The following is a 23,299-nucleotide window of genomic DNA, read 5'->3' on the forward strand; positions in this document are numbered from 1 at the left end:
TGGTCGAGTAAGAAAACCGTCATTGCCACGACAGTGGTGGGCGCCATTTTTTTTATTTTTGATCACTGCAATGTCCCCCGACCAATGGACCGCCAGCACTTACATCACCAAATCATCACTGTACAGCTTATATAAAGAAGTTAAGGAAAAAGACGCGAGTACTTCAGTAAACTCACCGCCTCTGGAAACCAAACTGTACAACTCGATTCAAAACGACGTATTCTATACCGCGATGGGCGTGATGGCAGCGAATTCCATTACATTGAAAGAGACCGTACCCAAGACAGGCAAAAACGAATCCATTCTGTATATTGCCTCGGCCACAGCTACAACTGCAGAGCTGGCAAGAGCGCAGTTGAAAGCCGCATTGAACACCGCAAACAATCAAGCCATTGCGCTTAACTTGCCATCCTTGTCGACTGGCAATAACGTGCGAGCATTTAATACCCTTGACGAAGCAAAAATCGCCAACAGTAAGAACACGAGAAAATTTGCGTTACTGGGTGGTTTTCTAGGCTTTATCCTAGGCAGTTTTTTTTGTAATTGGCAGGTTTATTATTCGCCAATACAAACAAACCAATCGCCCTTAAACACACGATAAAAACTCGCCTACCAATAAATAATACAGACCAGTATCAAAATAACAAAAACAATAAAAAACTTCGCGAAAAATGTCATTTTCATTAAGAGCACTTATGAGAGCGTACGATAATGGCTCTAGGCCATTATCGCATCGGATCTCTTTTTTCGCGGCGATTTTTACCGCCAACAAAAAATAAAAACTCGCATAAAATTAATCTTGTCAATACATTCAAGCCTGCCGCTTTGGCTATTTTGTTTCTAGACAGGTATGATTCAGGTTTAATATCACAACGCCATCATGTAGTATTTCTGTCATATTTTCCCGAACGACAAGGACGTGTTTTGAGCTTTCCCGACAGCAGCGTGCTCCAAAATTTCCCGACGACACTCCATCACCGCAACGCTAAGATTTTCACCACACATGCGGTTGACCAGAGCGTCCAACAGGCGATTCAGAAGCTGATCGATTCCCGCCAACCACTCAAAAACCGCATCAGCGCACCGCTCAAAGGAATGGAGAACAACCTGTTCGCCAAATCCCAGCCGCTCGACAGCCTCAGGCCCAAACTGCGAGTCACCCTCGGTCGTGCAAAACGCGACGGAACATTCGACTGGCCGGTTGAGGAAGTCATCAACACCCTGGGCGCCCAACAACGCGGCGCACCGGTCGCCGGCTTGTATGGCTTCGGTTATAGAAAGTCTGCGCTGGGCTTGATCCAGGAATTTTTCATCTTTACCAAACTACTGGAAGGTTATCTCAATGGCCTGGAATGGCTCAAACAGGAGCGCGACATCCAGAGTCTGATCACGGTGTCGTTCAAACTGCTGCGCTCCTTGCACGGCAAGGGCATCGTGCACATGGATTTCTGGGCTAACAACGTGATGGTCAACCTTGAGCAACCAATGCGAGCCAAGGCAATCGACCTGGAAAACTGCTTTCTCACTGCCTCGGATTACTTGACCGAGGTGCTGGCGTTTCAATTCGGCTTTTACTACCGGCGGGAGATTTACCGATTCGTGATCGAAGAAGAATACGACCAGAGGGTGCTGGAAGAGGTAGCCAAGTATGAAGGCATTGATCGCGACCGTTTTGACGAGATGTACGCGCGGAGCAAGCATGAAAATATAAGCCGCCGGGCGCGGCGCGAGATTTTTCATAAGGGAACGGTTGTTACGGGATAATGGGGACTCCTATCACGACACCCCCTCATTGCTTACCCTTTCTTGAATTTCACTTATGTCCCAGGCGCCTCATTGTCTAAAGGACGGTGCTTTTTCATCCGGTACATTTCACCATCCGCATGGGTGAGCAGTGTATCGGCATCCTTCCCGTCCTCCGGGTAATAGGCAACGCCGATACTGCACAACGGCATCTGCAGTGCGCCGAACTCAGGACCCAGTGGGGCAGCCATGATGTTGTGAATCTGTTCTAACTTATTGGAAATGGCGCTCCTCGACTGGACATCGGTCAGCAGCACCGTAAATTCATCGCCGCCCATCCGGGCCACGGTGTCCGTCTCACGCATGCAGCTTTCCAGACGATGGGCAATCACGCACAGAACACGATCCCCCACCGCATGGCCATGGACATCGTTAATACGCTTGAAGTCGTTCACATCCAGAAACAGCAAAGCCAACTGACGGTTGTGGCGATGCGCCGCGCGCAGGGCGGACTCCAGGCGATCATTGAACAGCGACCGGTTGGTTAATTTTGTCAGCGGATCATGATGAGCGAGGAAACGTAATTCCTCCTCGGCCTGAATTAAAGCCGTCACGTTGCGCGCCACACCAATCCTTGCACCGACCTCCTCCGACCAGAATGCCGCCCACAGGATGTACACCACGCCTCCATCCTTGCGGATGTAACGGTTGCGGAAATCGAAGTGGGATTGACCATTCATCACGCGGCTAATCGAGGCCCGCGTGGCAGCCAGGTCCTCAGGATGCATATAGCGCGTGATCGCGGTGCCGTTCAGTTCGTCAGGACGGTAACCCAGCAGGGCCTCACAGGCATCACTCACAAAAACAATGTGGTCGTCTCTATCCACCACAAACACCGTATCCAGCATCAGATGGATGAGTTTGGGGTAGAGCGCTTGTAGATCAACAGCCATAAGTCATGGGGAAGTCTGATTCATAGAACGCGATCATATCCCGATCGCCAGGACACGCGGCGAGTAATCTTGCACGCATCGGGCAGGCATGGGAACACGCATGCCCGGCGCCCCTGGTATTCATCTCAAGGGCCATGGTCTGGCACGGCAACTGCGCTAGTCCGCCTAGGCATCTATCTGATCGCCCACCGCAGGAAAGGTGATCACTAATGCCCCCAATTCCAAAATCACCAAAGCCCCCCCCTATGGCAGAGGTTAACGATAGCGACGAGGCAACCACCCCATCAGTCATCATGCAGCAACCCAGAACCATACTCACCATAACTACTACCAAGCCCACTCCCCCCAAAACTCATCTTGGTGGCTTTGCTGGGGCTGCGATCACCAAAGGCTTGGCATCCTCCGGTAAAACAAGGGTCGCTGCTCACACCTGACGAGCAAGCGCCCAACAGCAACGTGCCAGCGATCATCACGATTTTGAGCAGATTCGAGATCATTGTTTCGGTTTCCTGTGGGCCGGAGGCGCGGGAGTCACCTCTTTACAATGATCGTAGACCTCAACGGTTCAAGGAATTATGAAACTTTGCTAAATGACTGGGTGGGTTCAGGTTGCGGCATTGGAGTTTCGGGGGGCGCAGAGCACAAGAGCGGTGTATTTCACACACGCAGTGGTGAAGCGTGCGGAACACGCCGCTCCGACACCGGAGATACATCCCTGATAAACTGCGCCATTCGCCTCGTTGACTCAGACTTCCAATGTCCCTACAAAAAGCTCCGTTTTCTCGTCGTTTTTGCGTTGCCCCGATGATGGACTGGACCGACCACCACTGCCGGTTCTTCCTGCGCCTGCTCTCCAAACACGCCCTGCTCTATACCGAAATGGTCACCACCGGCGCGATCCTCCACGGCGATCACGAGCGTTTCCTGCGCCACAACGACGCCGAGCATCCGCTTGCGCTGCAATTGGGCGGTAGCGTTCCGGCCGATTTGGCTGCGTGTGCGCGTATGGCTGAGGCGGCGGGGTATGACGAGGTGAACCTGAACGTCGGCTGCCCCAGCGATCGGGTGCAGAACAACATGATCGGCGCGTGTTTGATGGGTCATCCGGCGCTGGTGGCGGAGTGCGTGAAGGCGATGCGCGATGCGGTGTCGATTCCGGTGACGGTGAAGCACCGCATCGGGATCAATGGCCGGGACAGTTATGCGCAGTTGTGTGATTTTGTCGGCCAGGTGAAAGACGCAGGCTGCCCCAGTTTTACCGTGCATGCGCGGATCGCGATTCTGGAGGGGCTGTCGCCGAAGGAGAACCGTGACATTCCACCTTTGCGCTACGACGTGGCGGCGCAGTTGAAGCGGGATTTCCCTGAGCTGGAGATTATCCTCAACGGCGGGATCAAGACCCTGGAACAGTGCCATGAGCACTTGCAGACGTTTGATGGGGTGATGCTGGGTCGCGAGGCCTATCACAATCCGTATCTGCTGGCGCAGGTGGATCAGCAGTTGTTTGGCAGCACGCAGCCGGTGGTGAGCCGCGCTGAGGCATTGGCGCAGTTGCGGCCTTACATTGCCGAGCATCTGGCGACGGGCGGGGCGATGCATCACATCACTCGGCATGTGCTGGGGTTGGGGACGGGTTTCCCAGGGGCGCGCAAGTTTCGGCAGTTGTTGTCGGTGGATATTCACAAGGCGACCGATCCGTTGGCATTGCTGGATCAGGCTGGGGCCCTGCTGGAAGGGCGCTGAAGACCCGCCGACTTTGCTGGTAGCTGTGCACAAGCTTCCCCGCCAGAATTCATTTCGGGTTGAACCTGTCCGGCATTTTGCCCTCCTATTTACCAGCAAGATCATTCATTCAAACGGCTGTTTTCAGGTTGTTGCCCTCGCAAACGATCGAACGCATTTGCGCCCTTGAGCGCCTGCCAGCGCTCGGGTAATGTCATCAGACCCATAGGACAGAGCACGCCCATGACTTCCAAGCTGGAACAACTCAAGCAGTTCACCACCGTCGTAGCCGATACCGGCGATTTTTCAGCCCTCGCCAAGCTCAAGCCACAAGACGCTACCACCAACCCTTCCCTGTTGCTCAAGGCCGCGTCGATTCCGGCGTACGCCAAGCTATTGGATGAGTGCGTGCAGAACTGCAACGGTGACGTCGGCCTGGCCAGCGACCGTTTTGCGGTAGCCGTCGGCCAGGAGATCCTGAAAGTGGTGCCGGGACGCATCTCCACCGAAGTGGATGCGCGCCTGTCGTTCGATACCGATGCGGTGCTCAAGCGTGCACATCGCCTGATCGACCTGTACGAAAAAGCCGGCGTTGGCCGTGACCGTGTCCTGATCAAGATCGCCTCCACCTGGGAAGGCATCCGCGCGGCGGAGAAACTGGAAAAAGAAGGCATCCAGACCAACCTGACCCTGCTGTTCTCCTTTGCCCAGGCCGTGGCATGCGCAGAAGCCGGCGTGTTCCTGATTTCGCCGTTCGTGGGGCGGATCTACGACTGGTACAAGAAAGCCAATGGCAACGACTACACCGGCGCCGAAGATCCGGGCGTGCAGTCGGTGACACGCATCTACAACTACTACAAGGCCAATGGCTACAAGACGGTGGTGATGGGGGCGAGCTTCCGCAACCTGAGCCAGATCGAAGAGCTGGCCGGTTGCGATCGCCTGACCATCAGCCCGGACCTGCTGGAAAAACTGGCGGCCGATACCGGCAAGCTGGAGCGCAAGCTGTCGCCTGGCCATGCCGGTGAAGCGCGGGTGCATCTGTCCGAAGCGCAGTTCCGTTGGGAGTCCAACGAGGATGCAATGGCGACCGAGAAGCTGGCGGAGGGGATTCGTCAGTTTGCTCGCGACCAGGAGAAGCTGGAAGCGCTGTTGACTGCCAAGCTGTAAAAACAGGCGGCGACAAAAAGGGCGGGACCTGTGAGGGTGCCGCCCTTTTTTTGTGTCAATCGGTTAGGAATGCATTGACCGGCCCGACGCAATCGGGAGCAAGCCCTCTCCCACACTTGGAGTGCGCTCGAACAGGGCGGTCAGTGGCGTTCGAGGGCGTTGACGAGGTCGTGGAATGCTTCGCGATTGGATTCGTTCAGGCCCATCAGGATCTTGTGCGCTTCCAGCACCTTGACCCGTACCACTTCCTCGGACTGATCCTGGGACGGCAGGTCGGTCAGGCATTCAGGGCAAGGGATCGGGCGGTCGACGATGTTGAAGACCTGGTCGAAACCCATGGACTGCAGCAAACGGGTGATGTCTTCATGGGTGGTGACGACCGTCGGCAACAGGCCCACTTTCTGCCGAGACAGAATGGACAACTTGGCCAACAGCCCAAGGGTGGTGCTATCGATGCTGCGGGTTTCGGTCAGATCGATCACGATCGCCGAGAAATTCAAGGCAGTGAAAATCCGCTCAATCGTTGCATCCAGCGCCGAACACAAGGTCAGGCGCACTTCACCGACAAACTTCAAGACGAAGGTCCCGTCCTGCTCGGCGAATTGGATTCTTCCGGTACTCATCAAAGATTCCTGCTCAACACCAATAGGGCGATATCATCCGGCATCTCCCCCAGCGTGGCCAATCCAAAAACCTGCCGCAGGCCATCCAGGCTGCCGCCCGCCGACTTGACCCGCTGGGGCAAGGCGGCTTCTTTCTCTTTGAGTGTAGGCTCTGGAAGAAGGTCCAGGATGCCGTCGGACATCAGCGTCAGGCTGAACGTCGGCGGCAACTCCAGGATGTGGTCTTCGTAGGTCGCTTCGTTGAACAGGCCGACCGGCAGACCACGCCCTTCCAGGTAACGCACACTGTCAGGAGTGTACAGAACAGGCATCGGCAGGTGACCGCCGATGCTGTAGGTCAAAAGACCGGTTTCTTCGTCAATCACGCCGCCGACCATCGTCACGTGCTTGCCCAGCTTGCAGCTGATCAGGCCTCGGTTGATGTGGCCCAGCACCTCGGAGGGCGTGAACTCCGGCAAGGTGCCATTGCGCTTGGATTCAAACAACAGCCGTGTGGTCATGAACTTCAACAACACGGTCACAAAAGCAGAGGAAGCTCCATGGCCGGATACGTCGGCCAGGTAGAACGCAACTCGTCGCTCATCAACACGGAAATAGTCAACGAAATCACCCGACAGGTACAAAGACGGAATGATCTGGTGGGCAAACTGGAATTCGTCGATGGTCCAGGGGCTGACAGGCAGCATGTTCATCTGCACCTGGCGACCGGCATTCTGGTCTTCCTGGAGCAGGTTCAGGCTGGCTTCGAGTTCACGGTTGGCGGTTTCGAGCTTTTCGCGGTAGCGCTGGTTTTCCAATAGCAGGTGTGCACGATCCAGCGCGCGGCGTACCGAGTGCTCCAACACCGCCAGGTCTTCAAGGGGCTTGATCAGGTAGTCGGCAGCGCCCAGGCGCAAGGCTTCGACGGCATCGTTCATCACCCCGGCACCGGACACGACAATCACTGGCGTCTGCGGAGACAGCTCGGTGACCTGGCGAATCAGTTCGAGGCCGCCCATCTGAGGCATGCGCAGATCGCAGATCACGAGGTCGGGCTTGTCGCGCTCGAATACCTGAAGACCCTGTTGGCCATTGCTGGCCTGCAGGACGCTGAAGCCACTGTCTTCCAAATAGGCCGCAAGGCTTGCGCGCACTACTTCGTCGTCATCGATTATCAGCAGCGTGGCACTGGTTTTTGGCATGTGGGCAAACGGCGCCAGAATTAGGTTGGCGTAGGCGGCTCGGCAATGGCCGGGCTCACGTACTGGATTCGCTTTCTAGCCTCTCTGTCCTACAAACCATGGGGTTTTTCCCCACGCACAATGGTAAAGCAGAGGTGCCCTTCTAAGGCGCAGACGGTACTCCCATCCGCCAGGGGTTTCAAGCTCATGCCGATGGTCGCCGAGCGTCTTTACATCGCAAATCACCGGGAGTTATAAGAACAGCCATCACCACAACACAAAGTAAGGATGGAAGCTGTGAGCGAACACGAGCGCGACTACGCTGAAAAGCGCGATTTCATCCGCATGCGAGTGGGTGCCGATGTGTCTTTGATCCACGCCGGGCAGGAGATTGACGGGGTTTGCGTGGACCTTTCCAGCTCCGGCATGCAGGTGCAGGCACCTCGCCAGTTCGCGGTGGGCGATCTGCTGACCGTGCGCATCGAGTCGGAGCATCCCGCCCTCGCGGGCCTGGAGGCAGACACCCAGGTGGTGTGGGGGAAGAATGAGGGCGACAGTCAGCATTTGGGGCTGAAAATCCTGAAAATGCGCTAATAGCCGCGCACAAAAAAGGCGACCACGTGGTCGCCTTTTTTCGTTTCAAGACGTCGCGACCTAGAAGTCGTCGACGACCTTGCCATCCTTGACCTTGAACTCGCGGTTCTGCAGGTAAGCATTGCGGATAAAGGTGTATTTGTCGCCAGTGATCAGCTTCTCGCTGTCGAGCAGGCTGGCGCGCGTGTCGACGATGTTCAGGCCGAAGGTGCTGTTGCGCCAGCCGATATCGTTCATGTAGCGGTAAGGCTGGGTGTAGCTGTCCACGTATTTGGACGGCGCATCACGCAAGGTGCTTGGGCCCAGCAGGGGGATCATCACGTATGGACCACTGCCCACGCCCCAATAGCCGAGGGTCTGGCCGAAGTCTTCATCGCTGCGTTGCAGCCCCATTTTGGTGCCGACGTCAATAAAGCCCAGCACGCCAAACGTGGTGTTCATCAACAGACGGGCCGTGTCCACACCTGCGGCATGCGGCTTGAGCTGCAGCACGTTGTTGGCCAGGTTGCCGACATCACCGATATTGCGGAAGAAGTTGTGCACGCCGTCCTGTACGAATTGCGGAGTCACAAACTGATAGCCCTGAGCCAATGGCTTGAGGGCGTATGTGTCAACGGTATCGTTGAAGGTGAAGATGGGACGGTTGATGCTTTCCCATGGGTCATCTTCCGATGCGGCCTGTGCGACGAAGGGTGCTAGCAGGAAAGTGGCACACACTGAAAGCTGAGCGAAGTAGTGGCTCCAGCGCATAGCTTTTGCTCCTTGAATGGTCTGTCATGGGCGCTATGCCCTGAATGAGGTGGCCAGTATATGACGGAAGCGTGCAATTAGGCAGCAGTCAGGAAAAGACATACAGACAATAGACAAATTTCCTGCAATTCATCCCACTGTCATCCCATTGTCATCCTGCCCCGATAGCGTCATGGCTATTTCAGGGATGTCGACATGCCTCACGCCGAGATTGCCACCGCTACCACGCCTGCCTTGACGGCTGTTTTGTTTGGCCTGAGTGGATGCCTGGTGGACTTCGGTTCCCGGGCACGCACCGATTCCCCCTCCCCTGATTCCCAAGCCACACCGGGCGCCCTGAAAATCCTGCGCAGCCTGAAGGAACAAGGCGTCCCCTGCGCCTGGCTGGATGAACTGCCGCCCTCGGTGACGACCCCGCTGGCCGCTGCGCTGCCGGACTGGCTCAAGGCCGCATCGCCCTCCCCCTTCCGCTGGCCGGCGCCCCATGCCTGCTGGCAAGCCTTGATGGAACTGAATATCGAGCGCCTGGAAGGCTGCGTCCTGGTCAGCGGCGAACCGCGCTTACTGCAATCGGCGTTGAACGCCGGGCTATGGACCATCGGCCTGGCCTCCTGCGGCTCGCTGTGCGGCATGGCCCCCGAACAGTGGCAGGCACTGAGCGAGCAGGAACGCGAGCGCAAACGCGGCAAGGCCACGGTGGCGCTGTACGGGTTGGGCGTGCATTCGGTGATCGATCACCTGGGCGAACTCGGCAGTTGCCTGGCCGACATCAGCCTGCGCCAGCTCAAAGGCGAAAAGCCCTGATCAAGATCATGCACAGACGGCGCCGGTAGATTAATCTACAGCTCCTCTCATAGACCTTTCTCGGCGTGCCGTGGTCTATGCCAGTGCCTATCGATAAAAGGAAAACCACCATGCCTGCCCGCGAAAAACTGCAAGAACAGGTCAACATCCTGCGCGAGCAACTGGAACAGGACCCACCGCTGTCAGCCGAAAAGCGTGAAGCGCTGGAAGCCTTGCTTGCCAAGTTCGAAGTGCAACTTGAACTGGAACCGGCCACCCAGCCACCCAGCATCGCTGACGATGTGAACCGGGCGGTAGAAGGTTTCGAACTGGACCATCCGGGCATTGCCGGGACATTGCGCAATATCGTGATAACCCTGGGCAATATCGGCATCTGACCCCCTTTGTAGGCGCCCGGCTTGCCGGCGATGGCGAACTAAAGGCCACCATCGCCGGCAAGCCGGGCGCCTACAAAGATGCGGTGTGTTTATTGGCGGGCCAGGCGCACGTTCTGGAACGCCACATCCTCCGTACTGCGGTACGGGTTGATATCCAACCCACCTCGCCGCACATACCGCGCGTACACCGTCAACTTCTCAGGTTTGAGCAAACGCTGCAGGTCGAGAAAGATGCGCTCCACGCACTGCTCATGGAAATCCGAGTGCTGGCGAAAGCTCACCAGGTATTCCAGCAGGCTGGCGTGATCCAGTGCCGAACCCCGATAGTCCACCGCCACACTGCCCCAATCGGGCTGGCTGGTGACCGGGCAGTTGGATTTGAGCAAATGACTGTGCACGCACTCCTCGACGATGCGCGAATCATCGCAACGCAGCAATTCCGGGCGCGGGTGCTCGTAGTTGCTGACGCTGATGTCCAGATCGTCGATGCAGATGCCCGGCAAGGCCTGCACACCTTCGGCCTCGACATCGGCCAGGCTGCGGATGCGCACGCTCACCGGCTTGCCGGCAGCCGCACTGAGGTCGGTGCGCAGGGTCGCTTCCAGGCTCGGCACATCGGCAAACGCGGTCTGGTTGAGCGAGTTGAGGTACAGCTTGAACGACTTGGATTCGATGATATTCGGCGAATCGGCCGGGATGCTGAACTCGCCGATGGCCACCACCGGCTTGCCCGATGGCAACAGCCAGGACAACTCGAAGCAGTTCCAGAAATCCACGCCCTTGTAGGGCAGGGTTTCGGCGCTCAGGCCCAGCTCGGCCCATTTGGCAGCGCGCGGAATCGGGAACAGCAACGAAGGGGTGTAGGTGGAAATGTATTCACTGGACTTGCCCAGCGGCGAATGTTCGGCAGCGGGATGCATGGCGGAAACCTGGCTAAATAAACCCCGCCAGTCTACCAGCCTTTGCCCCCGCCCTTAACACGCGCTCATTCGACGTTGATCTTGCCCACCATGCCCGCCTGGTAATGCCCGGGAATATTGCAGGCAAACTCCAGGCCCGTGGTTTTGCTGAACGTCCAGGTCAACTCGGCGGTTTTACCCGGTTCTACCAGTACGCTGTTGGGATCATCGTGCTTCATCCCACTCATATCGCCGTGGCCCATGGCGCTGTGGTCCATCTTGCCCATCCCGGTGGCGTTCAACATACCGCTGGCCTGCATCTGCATCATTTGCTTCTGATGCTCAGCATGCATCGCCGCGTCGCCCAGGTTGAACTCGTGGAGCAACTGGCCTTTGTTGACCAGCACAAAGCGCACTGTCTCACCGGCCTTTACATCCAGGGACTTGGGCGAAAAGGACATATCCTGCATCACCACTTCCACGGTGCGCGTGGCCTTGTCGGCAGAAGCCGGCTGGCCGAATGCATAGGTATGGGCTGTGTCAGCCATCGCCCCGACACTCAACGCCAACAGGCAGGTCGCCAACAACAGGGGGGTACGCAATGCCATCTCAATTCTCCAAAGGTGTGGGATCAGTCTGGGGACCACTTTAAGATTGCAGCGCTGCCAGCTAGCTGACTGCTAGATTACAACTTTGTCAGGTTGCGCCCCTCCCCTGGCCACCACGGTATAAAGCCCGACGTGACCTGCTGCCAAGAGCTGCCCATGAAACTGCTGATCGTCGAAGACCAACCCAAAACCGGCCATTACCTGCGCCAGGGCCTGGCCGAGGCCGGCTTTACCACCGAACTGGTGGCCGACGGTACCAGCGGCCAGCACCTGGCACTGACCGGCGACTACGACCTGCTGATCCTCGATGTGATGCTGCCCGGTCGCGATGGCTGGCAGATCCTGCAAGCCGTGCGCAACGCGGGCCTGGATACGCCTGTGCTGTTCCTGACCGCCCGCGATGCCGTGGAAGACCGCGTGCATGGCCTGGAACTGGGCGCCGACGATTACCTGGTCAAGCCCTTCGCGTTTTCCGAGCTGCTGGCGCGCGTGCGCAGCCTGTTGCGGCGTGGCAGCAGCGCACCGCAGGAAACCGCCCTGCAACTGGCCGACCTGCGCCTGGACCTGATTCGCCGCCGTGTCGAACGGGGCGGCCAGCGTATCGACCTCACCGCCAAGGAATTCTCGCTGCTCGAACTGCTGCTGCGCCGCCAGGGCGAAGTGCTGCCCAAGTCGCTGATCGCTTCCCAGGTGTGGGACATGAACTTCGACAGCGACACCAACATCATCGAAGTGGCGATCCGCCGTCTGCGCCTGAAAGTCGACGACAACTTCCCCGACAAGTTGATCCACACCGTGCGCGGCATGGGCTATGTGCTGGAGGAACGGTGCAATTGATCAAGCGCCTGTCCCTGACCAGCCGCCTGGCCCTGCTGTTTGCCGCCTGCACTGCGGTGGTGTCCTTGCTGGCCGGCGTGCTCTTCAACCACGCCAGCGAGGCGCACTTTATCGAGCTGGACCAGCAACTGCTCGATAGCAAACTGGTCGTGCTGCGCAGCACCTTACGGGGGGTCGACTCGGCGCAATCATTGGCTCAACGCGAAGCGCAACTGCGCGCCGAACTCAATCGCCAGCCCGATCTTGCCTTGCGCATCACGGCGGGCGAACAACGCTGGTTCGATGGCGCACCGACCATCACCCTGCCCGAAACACCCGGCCTGCACAGCCTGCAAAACACAGGCACCGATTACCGGGTGTACAACGCGCCATTGCGGCCGGAGCAGCCGGATTCACCGCACCTGAGCCTGATACTCGACATCACCCATCACCAGCACTTCCTGCAGCGCATGCAGCATCTGATCTGGCTCACCGTCGGCCTCAGCGCCCTGGCCACCGCCCTGCTCGGTGCCTGGGCAGCGCGCAGTGGGTTGCGGCCTTTGCGCCGCATGGGCGAAGTGGCCGCCAGCGTGTCCGCCCATTCTCTGACCCAGCGCCTACCCCAGCAGCACATGCCGGTGGAACTGGCGGAACTGGCCCAGGCCTTCAACGCCATGCTCGGTCGCCTCGACGACGCGTTCCAGCGCCTGTCGGCCTTCTCTGCCGATATCGCCCACGAACTGCGCACACCCCTGTCGAACCTGCTGACCCACACCCAGGTGATCCTCACCCAGCCACGCCCGCTGGAGGATTATCGCGAGGCGCTGCACAGCAATCTGGAAGAGCTGCAATGGATGGCGCAGTTGGTCAACGACATGCTCTACCTGGCCAAAGCCGACCACGGCCTGCTGATCCCCAAGCGCGAACCGCTGGCGCTGGCCGATGAAGTGCAGGCATTGCTGGAGTTTTTCGCCCTGCTCGCAGAGGACGCGCAAATCAGCCTGGTACACGAAGGAAACGCCCACACCGCCGGCGATCGCGGCATGTTGCGCCGAGCCTTGTCGAACCTGCTGGATAACGCGCTGCGGTTTACGCCAGCGGGTGGCGAAGTGCGGGTAACGATGGTTGAAACCGCACAGGCCGTGACGTTGACGGTTGAGAACAGCGGGGAAGGCATTCCGGCGGAGGTACTACCGCGGTTGTTCGACCGGTTCTACCGGGCCGACCCGGCCCGCCATGAAGGCAGCAGCGAACACGCGGGGCTGGGGCTGGCAATTACCCAGTCGATTGTGCGAGCCCATGGAGGGCGGATTTATTGCGAGTCCGAGGCGGGGTGGACGCGGTTTGTGATCGAGTTGCCGAAGGGGTATTGATGCAAGCCGGACGGGCGCTATCGGGAGCAGGCCTCCCGATAGCGGTCTTGAATACTACGAATATCTCAGGGCATGCGCCGGCTCAATTTTCGCCGCCCGATACGCCGGGTAAATCGTCGCCAAAAAACTCAACACAAACCCGGCCGAGCAAATCAGCAGCACATCCCCACCTTGCAACTCCGAAGGCAGATTGCTGACGAAATACACGTCCGAACTGAAGATATGCTGCCCGGTCACCCGCTCCAGCCAGCCCACCAACTCACTGACGTTCAACGCCGCAATCACCCCCAACACACCGCCGATCAGGGTACCGACGATGCCGATCACCGTGCCCTGCACCATGAAGATCGCCATGATCTGCCGTGGCGTGGCGCCGATGGTGCGCAGGATCGCGATGTCCGCGCCCTTGTCGTTCACCACCATGATCAAGGTGGCAATGATGTTGAACGCCGCCACGGCCACGATCATCAGTAACAGCAGGCCGATCATGGTCTTTTCCATTTTCATCGCGCTGAACAGGCTGCCCTGGGTGTGGGTCCAGTCATCCGCCTTGTAAGCCGCACCGAGGCTGGCGGCGATGTCCGCCGAGACCTTGGGTGCCGCGTACAGGTCTTTTACCGCCAGGCGCACGCTTTGTACCTGATTCGGCTGCCAATGCTGGATTTCAGCGGCGTCGGCCATGTGGATCAAGGCCATGGAACCATCCAGCTCGGCGCCGACCTTGAAAATGCCGACCACGTTCAATCGCTGCATGCGCGGGGTGATACCGCCCGGCGCGCTGCTGATTTCCGGGACGATCAGGGTCAGCTTGTCGCCCACGTTCAGGCGAAAGCGCCGTGCCGTGATGTCGCCGACCACCACGCCGAACTCGCCGGGCTTCAGGTCTTCGAGTTTGCCTTTGACGATATGCTGGGCCACGATCGACACCTTGCCTTCCTGGACCGGATCAACGCCGCTGATCTCGATCGGCTGCATGGCGCCCTTGTAGGAGAACATGCCGTCCATCTGCGTGAACGGTACAGCGGCGGTGACTTGCGGATTTTTCATCGCGGCGGCGGCCACCGGCTGCCAATCGTCGATCGGCTTGACGCCGACGATGGTGGCGTGGGGCACCATGCCGAGGATGCGCGAGCTCATTTCGCGTTGAAAACCGTTCATCACCGACAGCACCACGATCATCGCCAGCACGCCCAGGGCGAGGCCGATCATCGAAGTCATCGAGATGAACGAAACAAAACGGTTGCGGCGCTTGGCGCGGGTATAGCGCGTGCCGATGAAAATCGATAACGGTCTGAACATTGGCTTGCACCGCCTGAAAAAATGAAAAAGCCCGACGCCAGGCGTCAGGCTTGAAACGGGTCAGATGGCGACCAGATGACCTTCCTGCAGGTGCAACACGCGGTCCATCTGCCGGGCCATGCTCATGTCATGGGTCACCACCAGGAACGCAGTGCGCATCTGGGTGCTCAATTCCAGCATCAAGTCCTTGATGCCCTGGGCGGTGTGGGAATCGAGGTTGCCGGTCGGCTCGTCAAGCATCACCAGGCCCGGGTTGTTCACCAGGGCGCGGGCAATCGCCACACGCTGGCGTTCGCCGCCGGACAATTCCGCCGGTTTGTGTTCCAGGCGGTGGCCGAGGCCGACGCGCTCCAGCAATGCGGTGGCACGCTGGCGCGCCTCCGGAATCGCGGTCTTGCCGATCAGCAGCGGCATGCACACGTTTTCCAGGGCGGTGAACTCCGGCAACAGATGGTGGAACTGGTACACGAAGCCCAACGAACGGTTGCGCAACTGGCCACGGGCTTTCTCGCCGAGGGCCGACAACTCTTCGCCGGCCAGCCACACGCTGCCCTGGGACGGCGTGTCGAGGCCGCCCAACAGGTTAAGCAAGGTACTTTTGCCGGAACCGGAACTGCCGACGATCGCCACGCGCTCGCCAGGGTGAAGTTCCAGTTGCAGGTTGGACAGCACCACAACCGATTCAGGGCCTTCCTCGTAGGATTTGCCCAGGTTGCGGCAGCTCAGGATTGCTTTTTCACTCATGCCCGATTCACTCATAACGTAAGGCCTGTGCTGGCTGGGTACGTGCCGCGCGCCAGGCTGGATATAGGGTGGCAAGGAAACTCAGGACCAATGCGGCGCCGCCTACCATCAACACGTCCTGGGCCTGAACCTGGGACGGCAAGTAGTCGATGAAGTACACGTCGGCGTTGAGAAACTTGTGGCCGATCAGGGTTTCGAGGCCGGCGATGGCGGCGCTGACGTTCAGCGCCGCCAGAATGCCCACCGCCGTGCCGATCAAGGTGCCGACCACGCCGATCACCGTGCCCTGCACCATGAAGATCGCCATGATCTGCCCCGGTGTGGCGCCCAGGGTACGCAAGATGGCGATGTCGCCCTTCTTGTCGTTCACCACCATTACCAGGGTGGAAATGATGTTGAAGGCGGCGACGGCGACGATCAGCAGCAACAGCAGGCCGATCATGGCTTTTTCCATGCGGATGGCCTGGTACAGGTTGCCGTGGGTACGGGTCCAGTCGCGGGCGTAATACTGGCTTTCACCCAGGTGCTGGGCGATTTCCCAGGCGCCGCGCGGGGCGTCGAACAAGTCGTTGAATTTCAGGCGCAGGCCCTGCACCTGATCCGGCTGCCAGCGGTGCAGGCGGGCCAGGTCGGTGAGGTTGGTCAGGCCGAGGTAGCCGTCGATCTCGCCGGCCCCCACGTGGAAGGTGCCGACCACGGTAAAGCGTTTCATGCGGGGGAACATGCCGGCCGGGGTCACGGTGACTTCCGGGGCGACGAAGGTCAGCTTGTCGCCGATGCCCACGCCAAGCTTGGCCGCGGCCTTGTCACCGATGACGATGCCAAAGCTGCCGGGCGACAGGTCGTCCAGTTTGCCCTGCAACATGAACTTGTCGATGATCGAGACCTTGCGTTCCTGGACCGGGTCGATGGCATTGAGCAGGATCTTCTGCACCTTGCCGTCGTTGGTCAGCAACCCCTGCATCTGGGTAAACGGCGCGACCGCCAAAACCTTGGGGTTCTGCTTGACCTTGTCGGCCAGGCTTTGCCAGTCGCTGATCGGTTCACCCGACTCAATGGTCGCGTGGGGCACCATGCCCAGCACGCGGGTGCGCATCTCATGATCGAAGCCGTTCATCACCGACAGCACCACGATCATCACGACCACGCCCAAGGCGAGCCCGATCATCGAGGTCAAGGAAATGAACGACACAAAATGATTGCGACGCTTTGCACGGGTATAACGCGTGCCGATAAATACGAAGAGAGGTCTGAACATGTCGGGGCTTGTTCGGAGGAAAAGAAGACGTCCCGGTGGCGGGGTCTGGTAAGCAGCTTTACACTCAGACCATTACCGTTACCTGGGGTTCGCCATGTCGACATTAGATGAAGAAGATCGCCGCGAATACTACCGTATCGACGACATGATCGCACTCCAAATCAAAAGCCTGTCGGCCCCGGAAGCAGCGAGCAAGGAAGTGTTACTGGATGATTCGCCGCTGTTCAATCTGCTCAGCGAACTGCACCTGAGCGAATTCGAAGCTCAGCACCTGTTACGCCAGCTCAGCGAGAAGGATCGTACCCTGGCGGCCTTCCTCAAAGTCCAGAACAAACGCCTGGACCTGCTCAGCCAGATCATGGCGCAAAGCCTGCGCGATGAACTCGGCGCCCCGCAACCGGTGGTCATTTCCGAAGGCGGCATCGACTTCCAGCACCCTGCCCCCCTCGCCATCGGTGCGCACCTGGCCGTCAAACTGGTGTTGATGCCCCAGGCGCTCGGCCTGCTGCTGCGTGCGCGGGTCACCCATTGCGACCCCAAGGGCGACGGCTTCGAAGTGGGCACCGAGTTCGAATCCATCCCCGACACCCAACGCCAACTGCTGGCGCGCTATATCCTGCAGAAACAAGCCCAGCAACGGCGCCTGGCGCGGGAACAAAGCGACGCCCAAGACACCTGAATTCGTATTCACCCCGCCAGGACACCTGGCGTAAAGGAGCAACTGTGACCCTGATTTACGGCCACCGCGGTGCCAAAGGCGAAGCACCGGAAAACACCCTGACCAGTTTCCAGGAATGCCTCAAGCACGGGGTACGCCGCTGCGAACTGGATTTGCACCTGTCCCTGGACGGCGAACTGATGGTCATCCACGACCCGACCCTCAAGCGCACTGCCGACCGGCGCGGCAAAGTCGTCGAGTATTCGGCGGCGGATTTGGTGAAGATGGACGCGCGCAAAGGCGGCCCTGGCTGGATCAAGCCCTGCCCGATTCCACGCCTGGAAGAACTGTTCGAAAAGTGCGACTTCGACCACTGGCAACTGGAAGTCAAAAGCGCCTCGCGCACCCGTGCCGCCACTACCGTGCTGGCCATCCGCGAAATGGCCGTACGCTTTGGCCTGATGGACAAGGTCACCGTGACCTCAAGCTCGCGGGAAGTATTGAAAGCGGCGGTTGAACTCACCCCGGACCTGTCACGCGGCCTGGTAGCCGAATACGCCTGGCTCGACCCGTTGAAGGTCGCGCAGAACTATGGCTGTGAGATGCTGGCGTTGAACTGGACGTTGTGCACCCCCGAGCGTCTGGAAAAAGCCCAGCGCCAGGGTTTGCACGTATCCGTGTGGACGGTCAACGAACCTGCGCTGATGCGCAGGCTCGCCGACTTCGGCGTAGATAGCCTGATTACAGACTTTCCCGGTTTGGCCACTGCCACCCTCGAGAATTACTGAAATCGGTCTCCCCGGCCGGCTCAGGCCACCGGCCGGAGCCGCTCAAAAAAGCCGGTTGAGGCCGTCGTAGGCCGCGACCCGATAGGCTTCCGCCATGGTCGGGTAGTTGAACGTGGTGTTGACGAAATACTTGAGGGTATTTTGCTCACCTGGCTGGTTCATGATCGCCTGGCCGATGTGCACGATCTCCGAGGCCTGGTAGCCAAAGCAATGTACGCCGAGGACTTCCAGAGTCTCGCGGTGGAACAGAATCTTCAGCATGCCTTGCGGCTCACCGGCGATCTGCGCACGCGCCATGCTCTTGAAGAACGCCTTGCCCACTTCGTAAGGCACCTTGGCCTTGGTCAGTTCGTGCTCGTTCTTGCCGATCGAGCTGATCTCGGGAATCGTGTAGATCCCGGTCGGCACGTCGTTCACATAGCGCCAGCTACCATTGTCGACGATGCTGCCGGCGGCCGAACGGCCCTGGTCGTGGGCGGCACTGGCCAGGCTCGGCCAGCCGATCACGTCACCGGCACCGTAGATGTTGGTCACGCAGGTGCGATAGTTCTCGTCGACCTCGATCTGGCCACGGTTGTTGACCTTGACCCCAATGTTTTCCATACCCAGCTTGTCGGTGTTGCCGGTACGACCGTTGCACCACAGCAAGGCATCGGCCTTGATCTTCTTGCCGGACTTGAGGTGCAGGATCACCCCGTGGTCCAGGCCTTCGACCCGCTCGTACTCTTCGTTGTGGCGCACGGTGATGTTGTTGTTGCTGAAGTGGTAGCTCAACGCCTGGGAAATTTCCGAGTCGAGGAAGCTCAGCAACTGGTCGCGGTTATCTACCAGCTCCACCAGCACACCCAGGCCACTGAAGATCGAGGCGTATTCACAGCCAATCACGCCGGCGCCGTAGATGATCAGTTTGCGCGGGGTATGGCCCAGGCTCAGGATGGTGTCGCTATCGTAGATACGCGGGTGGAGGAAATCGATATCCACCGGACGATACGGGCGCGAACCAGTGGCGATGATGATGTGTTTGGCCACCAGTTTCTCGACCACGCCGTTGGGGCACACCACCTCAATGGTTTGCTCGTCGGCGAAGCTGCCGGTGCCGAAGAACAGGTCGACGCGGTTACGGGCGTAGTAGCCGGTACGCGAGGCGACTTGTTTGGAGATGACTTTTTCTGCGCTTTTCAACACGTCCGGGAACGAGAACCAGCGCGGCTCGCCAATGGCCCGGAACATCGGGTTGGTGTTGAACTGCATGATCTGGCGGACCGAGTGACGCAGGGCCTTGGACGGGATGGTACCCAGGTGGGTGCAGTTACCGCCGACCTGGCGGCGGCTATCGACCATTGCCACCTTGCGCCCTGCCTTCGCGGCGTTCATCGCCGCACCTTCTCCAGCCGGGCCGGAACCCAGTACTACTACATCGTAGTTGTAGACAGCCATGCGTACTCCTCAGAACAGGCCAGGCCCACGGTTGGACGCCTGGCTAAATCATGCCGCGGCCAGCGGTCATGAAGGACAATTTGGCTCAAGTGTGTGAACCGGGGCACAGTCTATATAAGGCTCAACGCCGCGCACATTAACCCTTGGTCGCGTCGTAGGCCAGTTTTGCCTTTACTACACGGCGGGAATTACGGTTTCAGCGCCGTCATTTGCTCGAACGCTTGATTGCTGCGCGTGACGAAAGCATCCCCCTGGCGCAGTACAAAAAACGCGGCGATCTGGTGCTGCTCAGCGTAATCCCAGCCTTGCTCCGGCCCAAGGATCAGGAGCAACGTCGACAGCCCATCGGCCATCAGCGCCGACGGGTGCAACACCGTCACCGATGCCAGTTGATGGGTAATCGGCGCGCCGGTCCGCGCATCCAGGGTGTGGGAATAACGCCGGCCATCCTGCTGGAAATAATTACGATAGTCACCTGACGTGGACACACCAAAGCCGTCTACACGGATGATTTTTTCAGCGACCTGCCGGTCGTCGCGGGGTTCTTCCAGTGCGATGCGCCAGGGCGAGCCATCCGGTTTGTGGCCGGCAGCCTTGAGTTCGCCAGTGGCTTCGGCGAGGTAGTGGTGGATACCCAGTCCGTTCAATAGCTCGGCGATACGATCCACCGCGTAACCGGCGGCAATGCTGTTGAAGTCGACTTCGACGGCGGCGTCCTTGCACAGTTGCTCGCCATTGATACGCAGATGCTGATGACCGACCCGTTGGCGCACCTGTGCCAGCGTCGCGGGGTCCGGCACCGTCAGTTGCCGGGCCTGGGGCCCGAAACCCCACAGGTTCAGCAGCGGTTCCACCGTCAGGTCAAACGCCCCCGCACTGGCCTGGGACAGTTGCTCGCCGGTGCGCACCAGTTGCAGAACCGGCGCGGGCATCGGCTGGCAACTGTCGGCTGGCAGGTGGTTGAAACGTTCGATATTGGAGTCGCTGCGGTAGGTCGACATCTGTCGGTCAACGTCCCCCAGGATGCTTTCTACCTGGCGCTGGAGCTCTTTCGGCGCGGGTGCCGTCGAACTTCTGACGTACTGGATCGAATAGGTGCTGCCCATGGTCGGGCCACCAAACTGCTCCAGCGTATCGCCGCCACAGCCGGCCAGCACCGCAAAACCGCATACCGCCACTATCTGTCGCAGGTTACCCATAAACCTAATCGCCGTCGAAAATTGAATTAACCTGTAGGCACACACCTTTCCAGGACCCACCATTATGCGGCATGCGCTTATCTGTTTATGGCTGATGTTCGCACTCCCGGCGCTCGCCGATGAGGCGGATCGTCTCACCCAGGCGAACTTTCCGGCTCAGTCCCAGCAACTGGTGCTGAAAAACCAGGCCGTGCTGACATACCTCTGGGCAGATGTGTATGCCGCAGCGTTGTATGCGCCGGCCGACATGCAGGCAAAACCTTCATGGGATCAACAGAAGGCCCTGCGCCTTGTGCTGTATTACTTTCGCAACATTGATCGCAACGATGTCATCAAGGCAGCCACGGCTACCCTGGAACGCCAGCAGGCCAGCGCCCGCTTGAAGCCTGAGCTGGAACGGCTGCATGCCAGCTTTCGCAACATCCGCAGCGGTGATCGCTACGCCCTGGATGTACGCCCAGGCCGAGGCTTGAACCTGGAGATCAATGGAGAAGTCGTGTTCAGCAGTCGGGACGACGAACTGGCAAGGGCCTATCTGGGCATCTGGTTGGCCCCCAAGGGGCTCTCAGACAGCTTGCGCAACAAACTGCTCCTGTAGGCGCGAGCTTGCTCGCGAAAAACCCGAGAGCACCGCGCGGCATCAGGTTCCCAGCGTTATCAGGTGATGCCAGATACAAAAACGCCCCGACAAGTCGGGGCGTTTTCATTTACCGCAAATGCTTAGCGCGGGAATGCAGGTGGGTTGACCCCAGCCATGTCTTCCATCACACGAACCACTTGGCAGCTATAACCGAACTCGTTGTCGTACCACACGTACAACACAACGCGGTTGTCCTGGGTAATGGTCGCTTCCGCGTCCACCACGCCGGCATGGCGCGAGCCAACGAAGTCGGTGGAGACCACTTCCTGGGAGTTGACGAAGTCGATTTGCTTATGCAGATCGGAGTGCAGCGCCATGTAGCGCAGGTACTCGTTCATCTCGTCGCGGGTAGCCGCTTTCTCAAGGTTCAGGTTGAGAATGGCCATCGACACGTTTGGCGTCGGCACGCGGATCGCATTACCGGTCAGCTTGCCAGCCAGTTCAGGCAGGGCCTTGGCAGCAGCGGTGGCAGCACCGGTCTCGGTGATCACCATGTTCAGCGCAGCGCTGCGGCCACGGCGATTGCCCTTGTGGAAGTTGTCGATCAGGTTCTGGTCGTTGGTGTACGAGTGAACGGTTTCGACGTGACCATTGATGATCCCGAACTTGTCATTGACAGCCTTCAACACCGGCACGATGGCGTTGGTGGTGCAGGAAGCGGCGGACACGATCTTGTCTTCAGCGGTGATTTCGGCGTGGTTGATGCCGTGAACAATGTTCTTCAGCTTGCCCTTGCCAGGTGCGGTCAGGACAACGCGGGCAACCCCTGGGCAGGTCAGGTGCTGACCCAGGCCTTCGGCGTCGCGCCATACGCCGGTGTTATCCACCAGCAGGGCGTCCTTGATGCCGTACTGGGTGTAATCCACCTCGGTCGGGTTCTTCGCGTAGATCACCTGGATCAGGTTACCGTTGGCGGTGATGGTGTTGTTTTCTTCGTCGATGACGATGGTGCCGTTGAACGGACCGTGTACCGAGTCGCGACGCAACAGGCTCGCGCGCTTGGCCAGGTCGTTCTCGGCGCCTTTGCGCACCACGATGGCGCGCAGGCGCAGGCCGTCGCCGCCACCGGTTTTGCCGATCAGGATGCGGGCCAGCAGGCGACCGATACGACCGAAGCCGTAGAGCACAACGTCGGTGCCTTTGCGGGCCGAGGCGTTCTGCTTGCCAACCACATCGGCCATTTCTTCACGCACGAACTGCTCGACGGAACGGCCGTTGCCTTGGGCGCGGAATTTGGCGGCCAGCTTGCCCAGGTCTACCGAAGCCGCGCCGAGCTTGAGCTCGCTCATGGCTTTAAGCAGAGGGAATGTTTCGTGGACGGAGAGTTCGCTGTCGTTGGCAGAACGATGGCGAGCAAAGCGATGCGCCTTGAGAATCGCAATGACTGACTGGTTGATCAGGCTGCGGCCATAGATCGAGCTCACCACATTGTTATTGCGGTACAGCTGACCGATAAGCGGGATCATCGCTTCAGCGAGTGCTTCACGGTCGATCCATTCACCAAGACACTGGTCGGGCTTCTGAGTCACGGGAACCTTCCACATGTAGGGGCTGAAAAAAGGGGCTACATTATGCCGCCCGCCCGCCCCCGGAGCAATGCGCGTCCTACAACAAAAAGCGCTTACCCAAAAAAGCCACCTCGCTGCAGCCCAGTAAACACGCGGGTTCCAGAAGGCCATCACTT

General features: G+C 59.0%; 25 protein-coding genes. 12 read left to right on the top strand and 13 right to left on the bottom strand.

The features are described 5' to 3' along the window. Positions 1-70 precede the first annotated feature (70 nt). Together ACLH0J_RS25780 and ACLH0J_RS25785 are read left to right on the top strand one after the other, a co-directional pair. Positions 71-601: a hypothetical protein gene (locus tag ACLH0J_RS25780; protein ID WP_411389620.1), complete on the top strand. Its 531-nt coding sequence runs from the start codon at positions 71-73 to the stop codon at positions 599-601. A 323-nt stretch (positions 602-924) separates the two neighbouring features. Beyond that, complete coding sequence (locus ACLH0J_RS25785; RefSeq protein WP_411389621.1) at positions 925-1,764, top strand: hypothetical protein; 840 nt, start codon at positions 925-927, stop codon at positions 1,762-1,764. A gap of 53 nt (positions 1,765-1,817) precedes the next feature. On the opposite strand, the gene ACLH0J_RS25790 is transcribed toward ACLH0J_RS25785, so the two are convergent. Beyond that, positions 1,818-2,696 carry a diguanylate cyclase domain-containing protein gene (locus ACLH0J_RS25790; protein WP_411389622.1) on the bottom strand — a complete coding sequence of 293 codons (879 nt, stop codon included), beginning with the start codon at positions 2,694-2,696 and terminating at the stop codon, positions 1,818-1,820. A gap of 284 nt (positions 2,697-2,980) precedes the next feature. Next, entirely contained in the window at positions 2,981-3,193 is a 213-nt protein-coding gene (locus tag ACLH0J_RS25795) for a hypothetical protein (protein ID WP_411389623.1), read from the bottom strand. A 259-nt stretch (positions 3,194-3,452) separates the two neighbouring features. Between ACLH0J_RS25795 and dusA the strand changes: the two genes are divergently transcribed. Next, a complete protein-coding gene (dusA, locus tag ACLH0J_RS25800; protein WP_411389624.1) occupies positions 3,453-4,439 on the top strand; it encodes a tRNA dihydrouridine(20/20a) synthase DusA in 987 nt (328 codons plus the stop codon). A 222-nt stretch (positions 4,440-4,661) separates the two neighbouring features. Then, positions 4,662-5,588, top strand: a complete 927-nt coding sequence (tal, locus tag ACLH0J_RS25805; RefSeq protein ID WP_411389625.1) for a transaldolase — start codon at positions 4,662-4,664, stop codon at positions 5,586-5,588. A gap of 140 nt (positions 5,589-5,728) precedes the next feature. Here the strand turns inward: tal and rssC are convergent, their stop codons facing one another. Continuing rightward, on the bottom strand, positions 5,729-6,211 hold the full coding sequence (gene rssC / locus ACLH0J_RS25810; protein WP_003172602.1) for an anti-sigma factor antagonist RssC: 483 nt from the start codon (positions 6,209-6,211) through the stop codon (positions 5,729-5,731). Further along, positions 6,211-7,392 (bottom strand): two-component system response regulator RssB, encoded by a 1,182-nt coding sequence (rssB, locus tag ACLH0J_RS25815; RefSeq protein ID WP_411389626.1) that lies wholly within the window; start codon positions 7,390-7,392, stop codon positions 6,211-6,213. Before rssB ends, rssC begins: the two co-directional genes overlap by 1 nt. 276 nt (positions 7,393-7,668) lie before the next feature. Between rssB and ACLH0J_RS25820 the strand changes: the two genes are divergently transcribed. Then, entirely contained in the window at positions 7,669-7,965 is a 297-nt protein-coding gene (locus ACLH0J_RS25820; RefSeq protein ID WP_411389627.1) for a PilZ domain-containing protein, read from the top strand. Between the two features lie 60 nt (positions 7,966-8,025). Here the strand turns inward: ACLH0J_RS25820 and ACLH0J_RS25825 are convergent, their stop codons facing one another. Then, complete coding sequence (locus ACLH0J_RS25825) at positions 8,026-8,715, bottom strand: VacJ family lipoprotein (RefSeq protein ID WP_411389628.1); 690 nt, start codon at positions 8,713-8,715, stop codon at positions 8,026-8,028. A gap of 195 nt (positions 8,716-8,910) precedes the next feature. Between ACLH0J_RS25825 and ACLH0J_RS25830 the strand changes: the two genes are divergently transcribed. Further along, positions 8,911-9,519: an HAD family phosphatase gene (locus ACLH0J_RS25830; protein ID WP_411389629.1), complete on the top strand. Its 609-nt coding sequence runs from the start codon at positions 8,911-8,913 to the stop codon at positions 9,517-9,519. A gap of 110 nt (positions 9,520-9,629) precedes the next feature. Then, positions 9,630-9,896, top strand: coding sequence for a DUF4404 family protein (locus tag ACLH0J_RS25835; protein ID WP_010566470.1), 267 nt, complete (start codon positions 9,630-9,632; stop codon positions 9,894-9,896). 89 nt (positions 9,897-9,985) lie between these two features. Here the strand turns inward: ACLH0J_RS25835 and queF are convergent, their stop codons facing one another. Next, entirely contained in the window at positions 9,986-10,816 is an 831-nt protein-coding gene (gene queF, locus ACLH0J_RS25840) for an NADPH-dependent 7-cyano-7-deazaguanine reductase QueF (RefSeq protein ID WP_411389630.1), read from the bottom strand. 65 nt (positions 10,817-10,881) lie between these two features. Further along, complete coding sequence (locus ACLH0J_RS25845; RefSeq protein ID WP_411389631.1) at positions 10,882-11,403, bottom strand: plastocyanin/azurin family copper-binding protein; 522 nt, start codon at positions 11,401-11,403, stop codon at positions 10,882-10,884. A gap of 156 nt (positions 11,404-11,559) precedes the next feature. Here ACLH0J_RS25845 and ACLH0J_RS25850 point away from each other — a divergent pair, with 156 nt between their 5' ends. Continuing rightward, the gene (locus ACLH0J_RS25850; RefSeq protein ID WP_411389632.1) at positions 11,560-12,240 is read left to right on the top strand and encodes a heavy metal response regulator transcription factor; all 681 of its coding nucleotides are present in this window, start codon (positions 11,560-11,562) and stop codon (positions 12,238-12,240) included. After that, positions 12,237-13,592, top strand: a complete 1,356-nt coding sequence (locus tag ACLH0J_RS25855; RefSeq protein ID WP_411392891.1) for a heavy metal sensor histidine kinase — start codon at positions 12,237-12,239, stop codon at positions 13,590-13,592. The genes ACLH0J_RS25850 and ACLH0J_RS25855 overlap by 4 nt, the downstream gene beginning before the upstream one ends. A 54-nt stretch (positions 13,593-13,646) precedes the next feature. Here ACLH0J_RS25855 and ACLH0J_RS25860 read toward each other — a convergent pair whose 3' ends face one another. Genes ACLH0J_RS25860 through ACLH0J_RS25870 form a run of 3 tightly spaced genes read right to left on the bottom strand, consistent with a single transcriptional unit; the run spans position 13,647 to position 16,893 of the window. Beyond that, positions 13,647-14,891, bottom strand: coding sequence for a lipoprotein-releasing ABC transporter permease subunit (locus ACLH0J_RS25860; RefSeq protein WP_411389633.1), 1,245 nt, complete (start codon positions 14,889-14,891; stop codon positions 13,647-13,649). A 60-nt stretch (positions 14,892-14,951) separates the two neighbouring features. Next, positions 14,952-15,635, bottom strand: coding sequence for a lipoprotein-releasing ABC transporter ATP-binding protein LolD (gene lolD / locus ACLH0J_RS25865; RefSeq protein WP_162830773.1), 684 nt, complete (start codon positions 15,633-15,635; stop codon positions 14,952-14,954). A gap of 7 nt (positions 15,636-15,642) precedes the next feature. After that, complete coding sequence (locus tag ACLH0J_RS25870; RefSeq protein WP_411389634.1) at positions 15,643-16,893, bottom strand: lipoprotein-releasing ABC transporter permease subunit; 1,251 nt, start codon at positions 16,891-16,893, stop codon at positions 15,643-15,645. 94 nt (positions 16,894-16,987) lie between these two features. On the opposite strand from ACLH0J_RS25870, the gene ACLH0J_RS25875 reads away from it, so the two are divergent. Further along, complete coding sequence (locus ACLH0J_RS25875) at positions 16,988-17,572, top strand: PilZ domain-containing protein (RefSeq protein WP_411389635.1); 585 nt, start codon at positions 16,988-16,990, stop codon at positions 17,570-17,572. Positions 17,573-17,616: 44 nt separating this feature from the next. Next, positions 17,617-18,339: a glycerophosphodiester phosphodiesterase gene (locus ACLH0J_RS25880; RefSeq protein WP_411389636.1), complete on the top strand. Its 723-nt coding sequence runs from the start codon at positions 17,617-17,619 to the stop codon at positions 18,337-18,339. Positions 18,340-18,381: 42 nt separating this feature from the next. On the opposite strand, the gene sthA is transcribed toward ACLH0J_RS25880, so the two are convergent. Both sthA and ACLH0J_RS25890 read right to left on the bottom strand, forming a co-directional pair. Further along, the gene (gene sthA / locus ACLH0J_RS25885; RefSeq protein ID WP_411389637.1) at positions 18,382-19,776 is read right to left on the bottom strand and encodes a Si-specific NAD(P)(+) transhydrogenase; all 1,395 of its coding nucleotides are present in this window, start codon (positions 19,774-19,776) and stop codon (positions 18,382-18,384) included. Positions 19,777-19,964: 188 nt separating this feature from the next. Then, positions 19,965-20,975 carry an FAD:protein FMN transferase gene (locus tag ACLH0J_RS25890; protein ID WP_411389638.1) on the bottom strand — a complete coding sequence of 337 codons (1,011 nt, stop codon included), beginning with the start codon at positions 20,973-20,975 and terminating at the stop codon, positions 19,965-19,967. 64 nt (positions 20,976-21,039) lie between these two features. On the opposite strand from ACLH0J_RS25890, the gene ACLH0J_RS25895 reads away from it, so the two are divergent. Beyond that, on the top strand, positions 21,040-21,573 hold the full coding sequence (locus tag ACLH0J_RS25895; RefSeq protein ID WP_411389639.1) for a chalcone isomerase family protein: 534 nt from the start codon (positions 21,040-21,042) through the stop codon (positions 21,571-21,573). Between the two features lie 122 nt (positions 21,574-21,695). Here the strand turns inward: ACLH0J_RS25895 and ACLH0J_RS25900 are convergent, their stop codons facing one another. After that, a complete protein-coding gene (locus tag ACLH0J_RS25900; protein ID WP_411389640.1) occupies positions 21,696-23,159 on the bottom strand; it encodes a glyceraldehyde-3-phosphate dehydrogenase in 1,464 nt (487 codons plus the stop codon). Between the last annotated feature and the right edge of the window lie 140 nt (positions 23,160-23,299).

Source organism: Pseudomonas sp. MPB23 (assembly GCF_046605395.1).
GTDB lineage: Bacteria > Pseudomonadota > Gammaproteobacteria > Pseudomonadales > Pseudomonadaceae > Aquipseudomonas.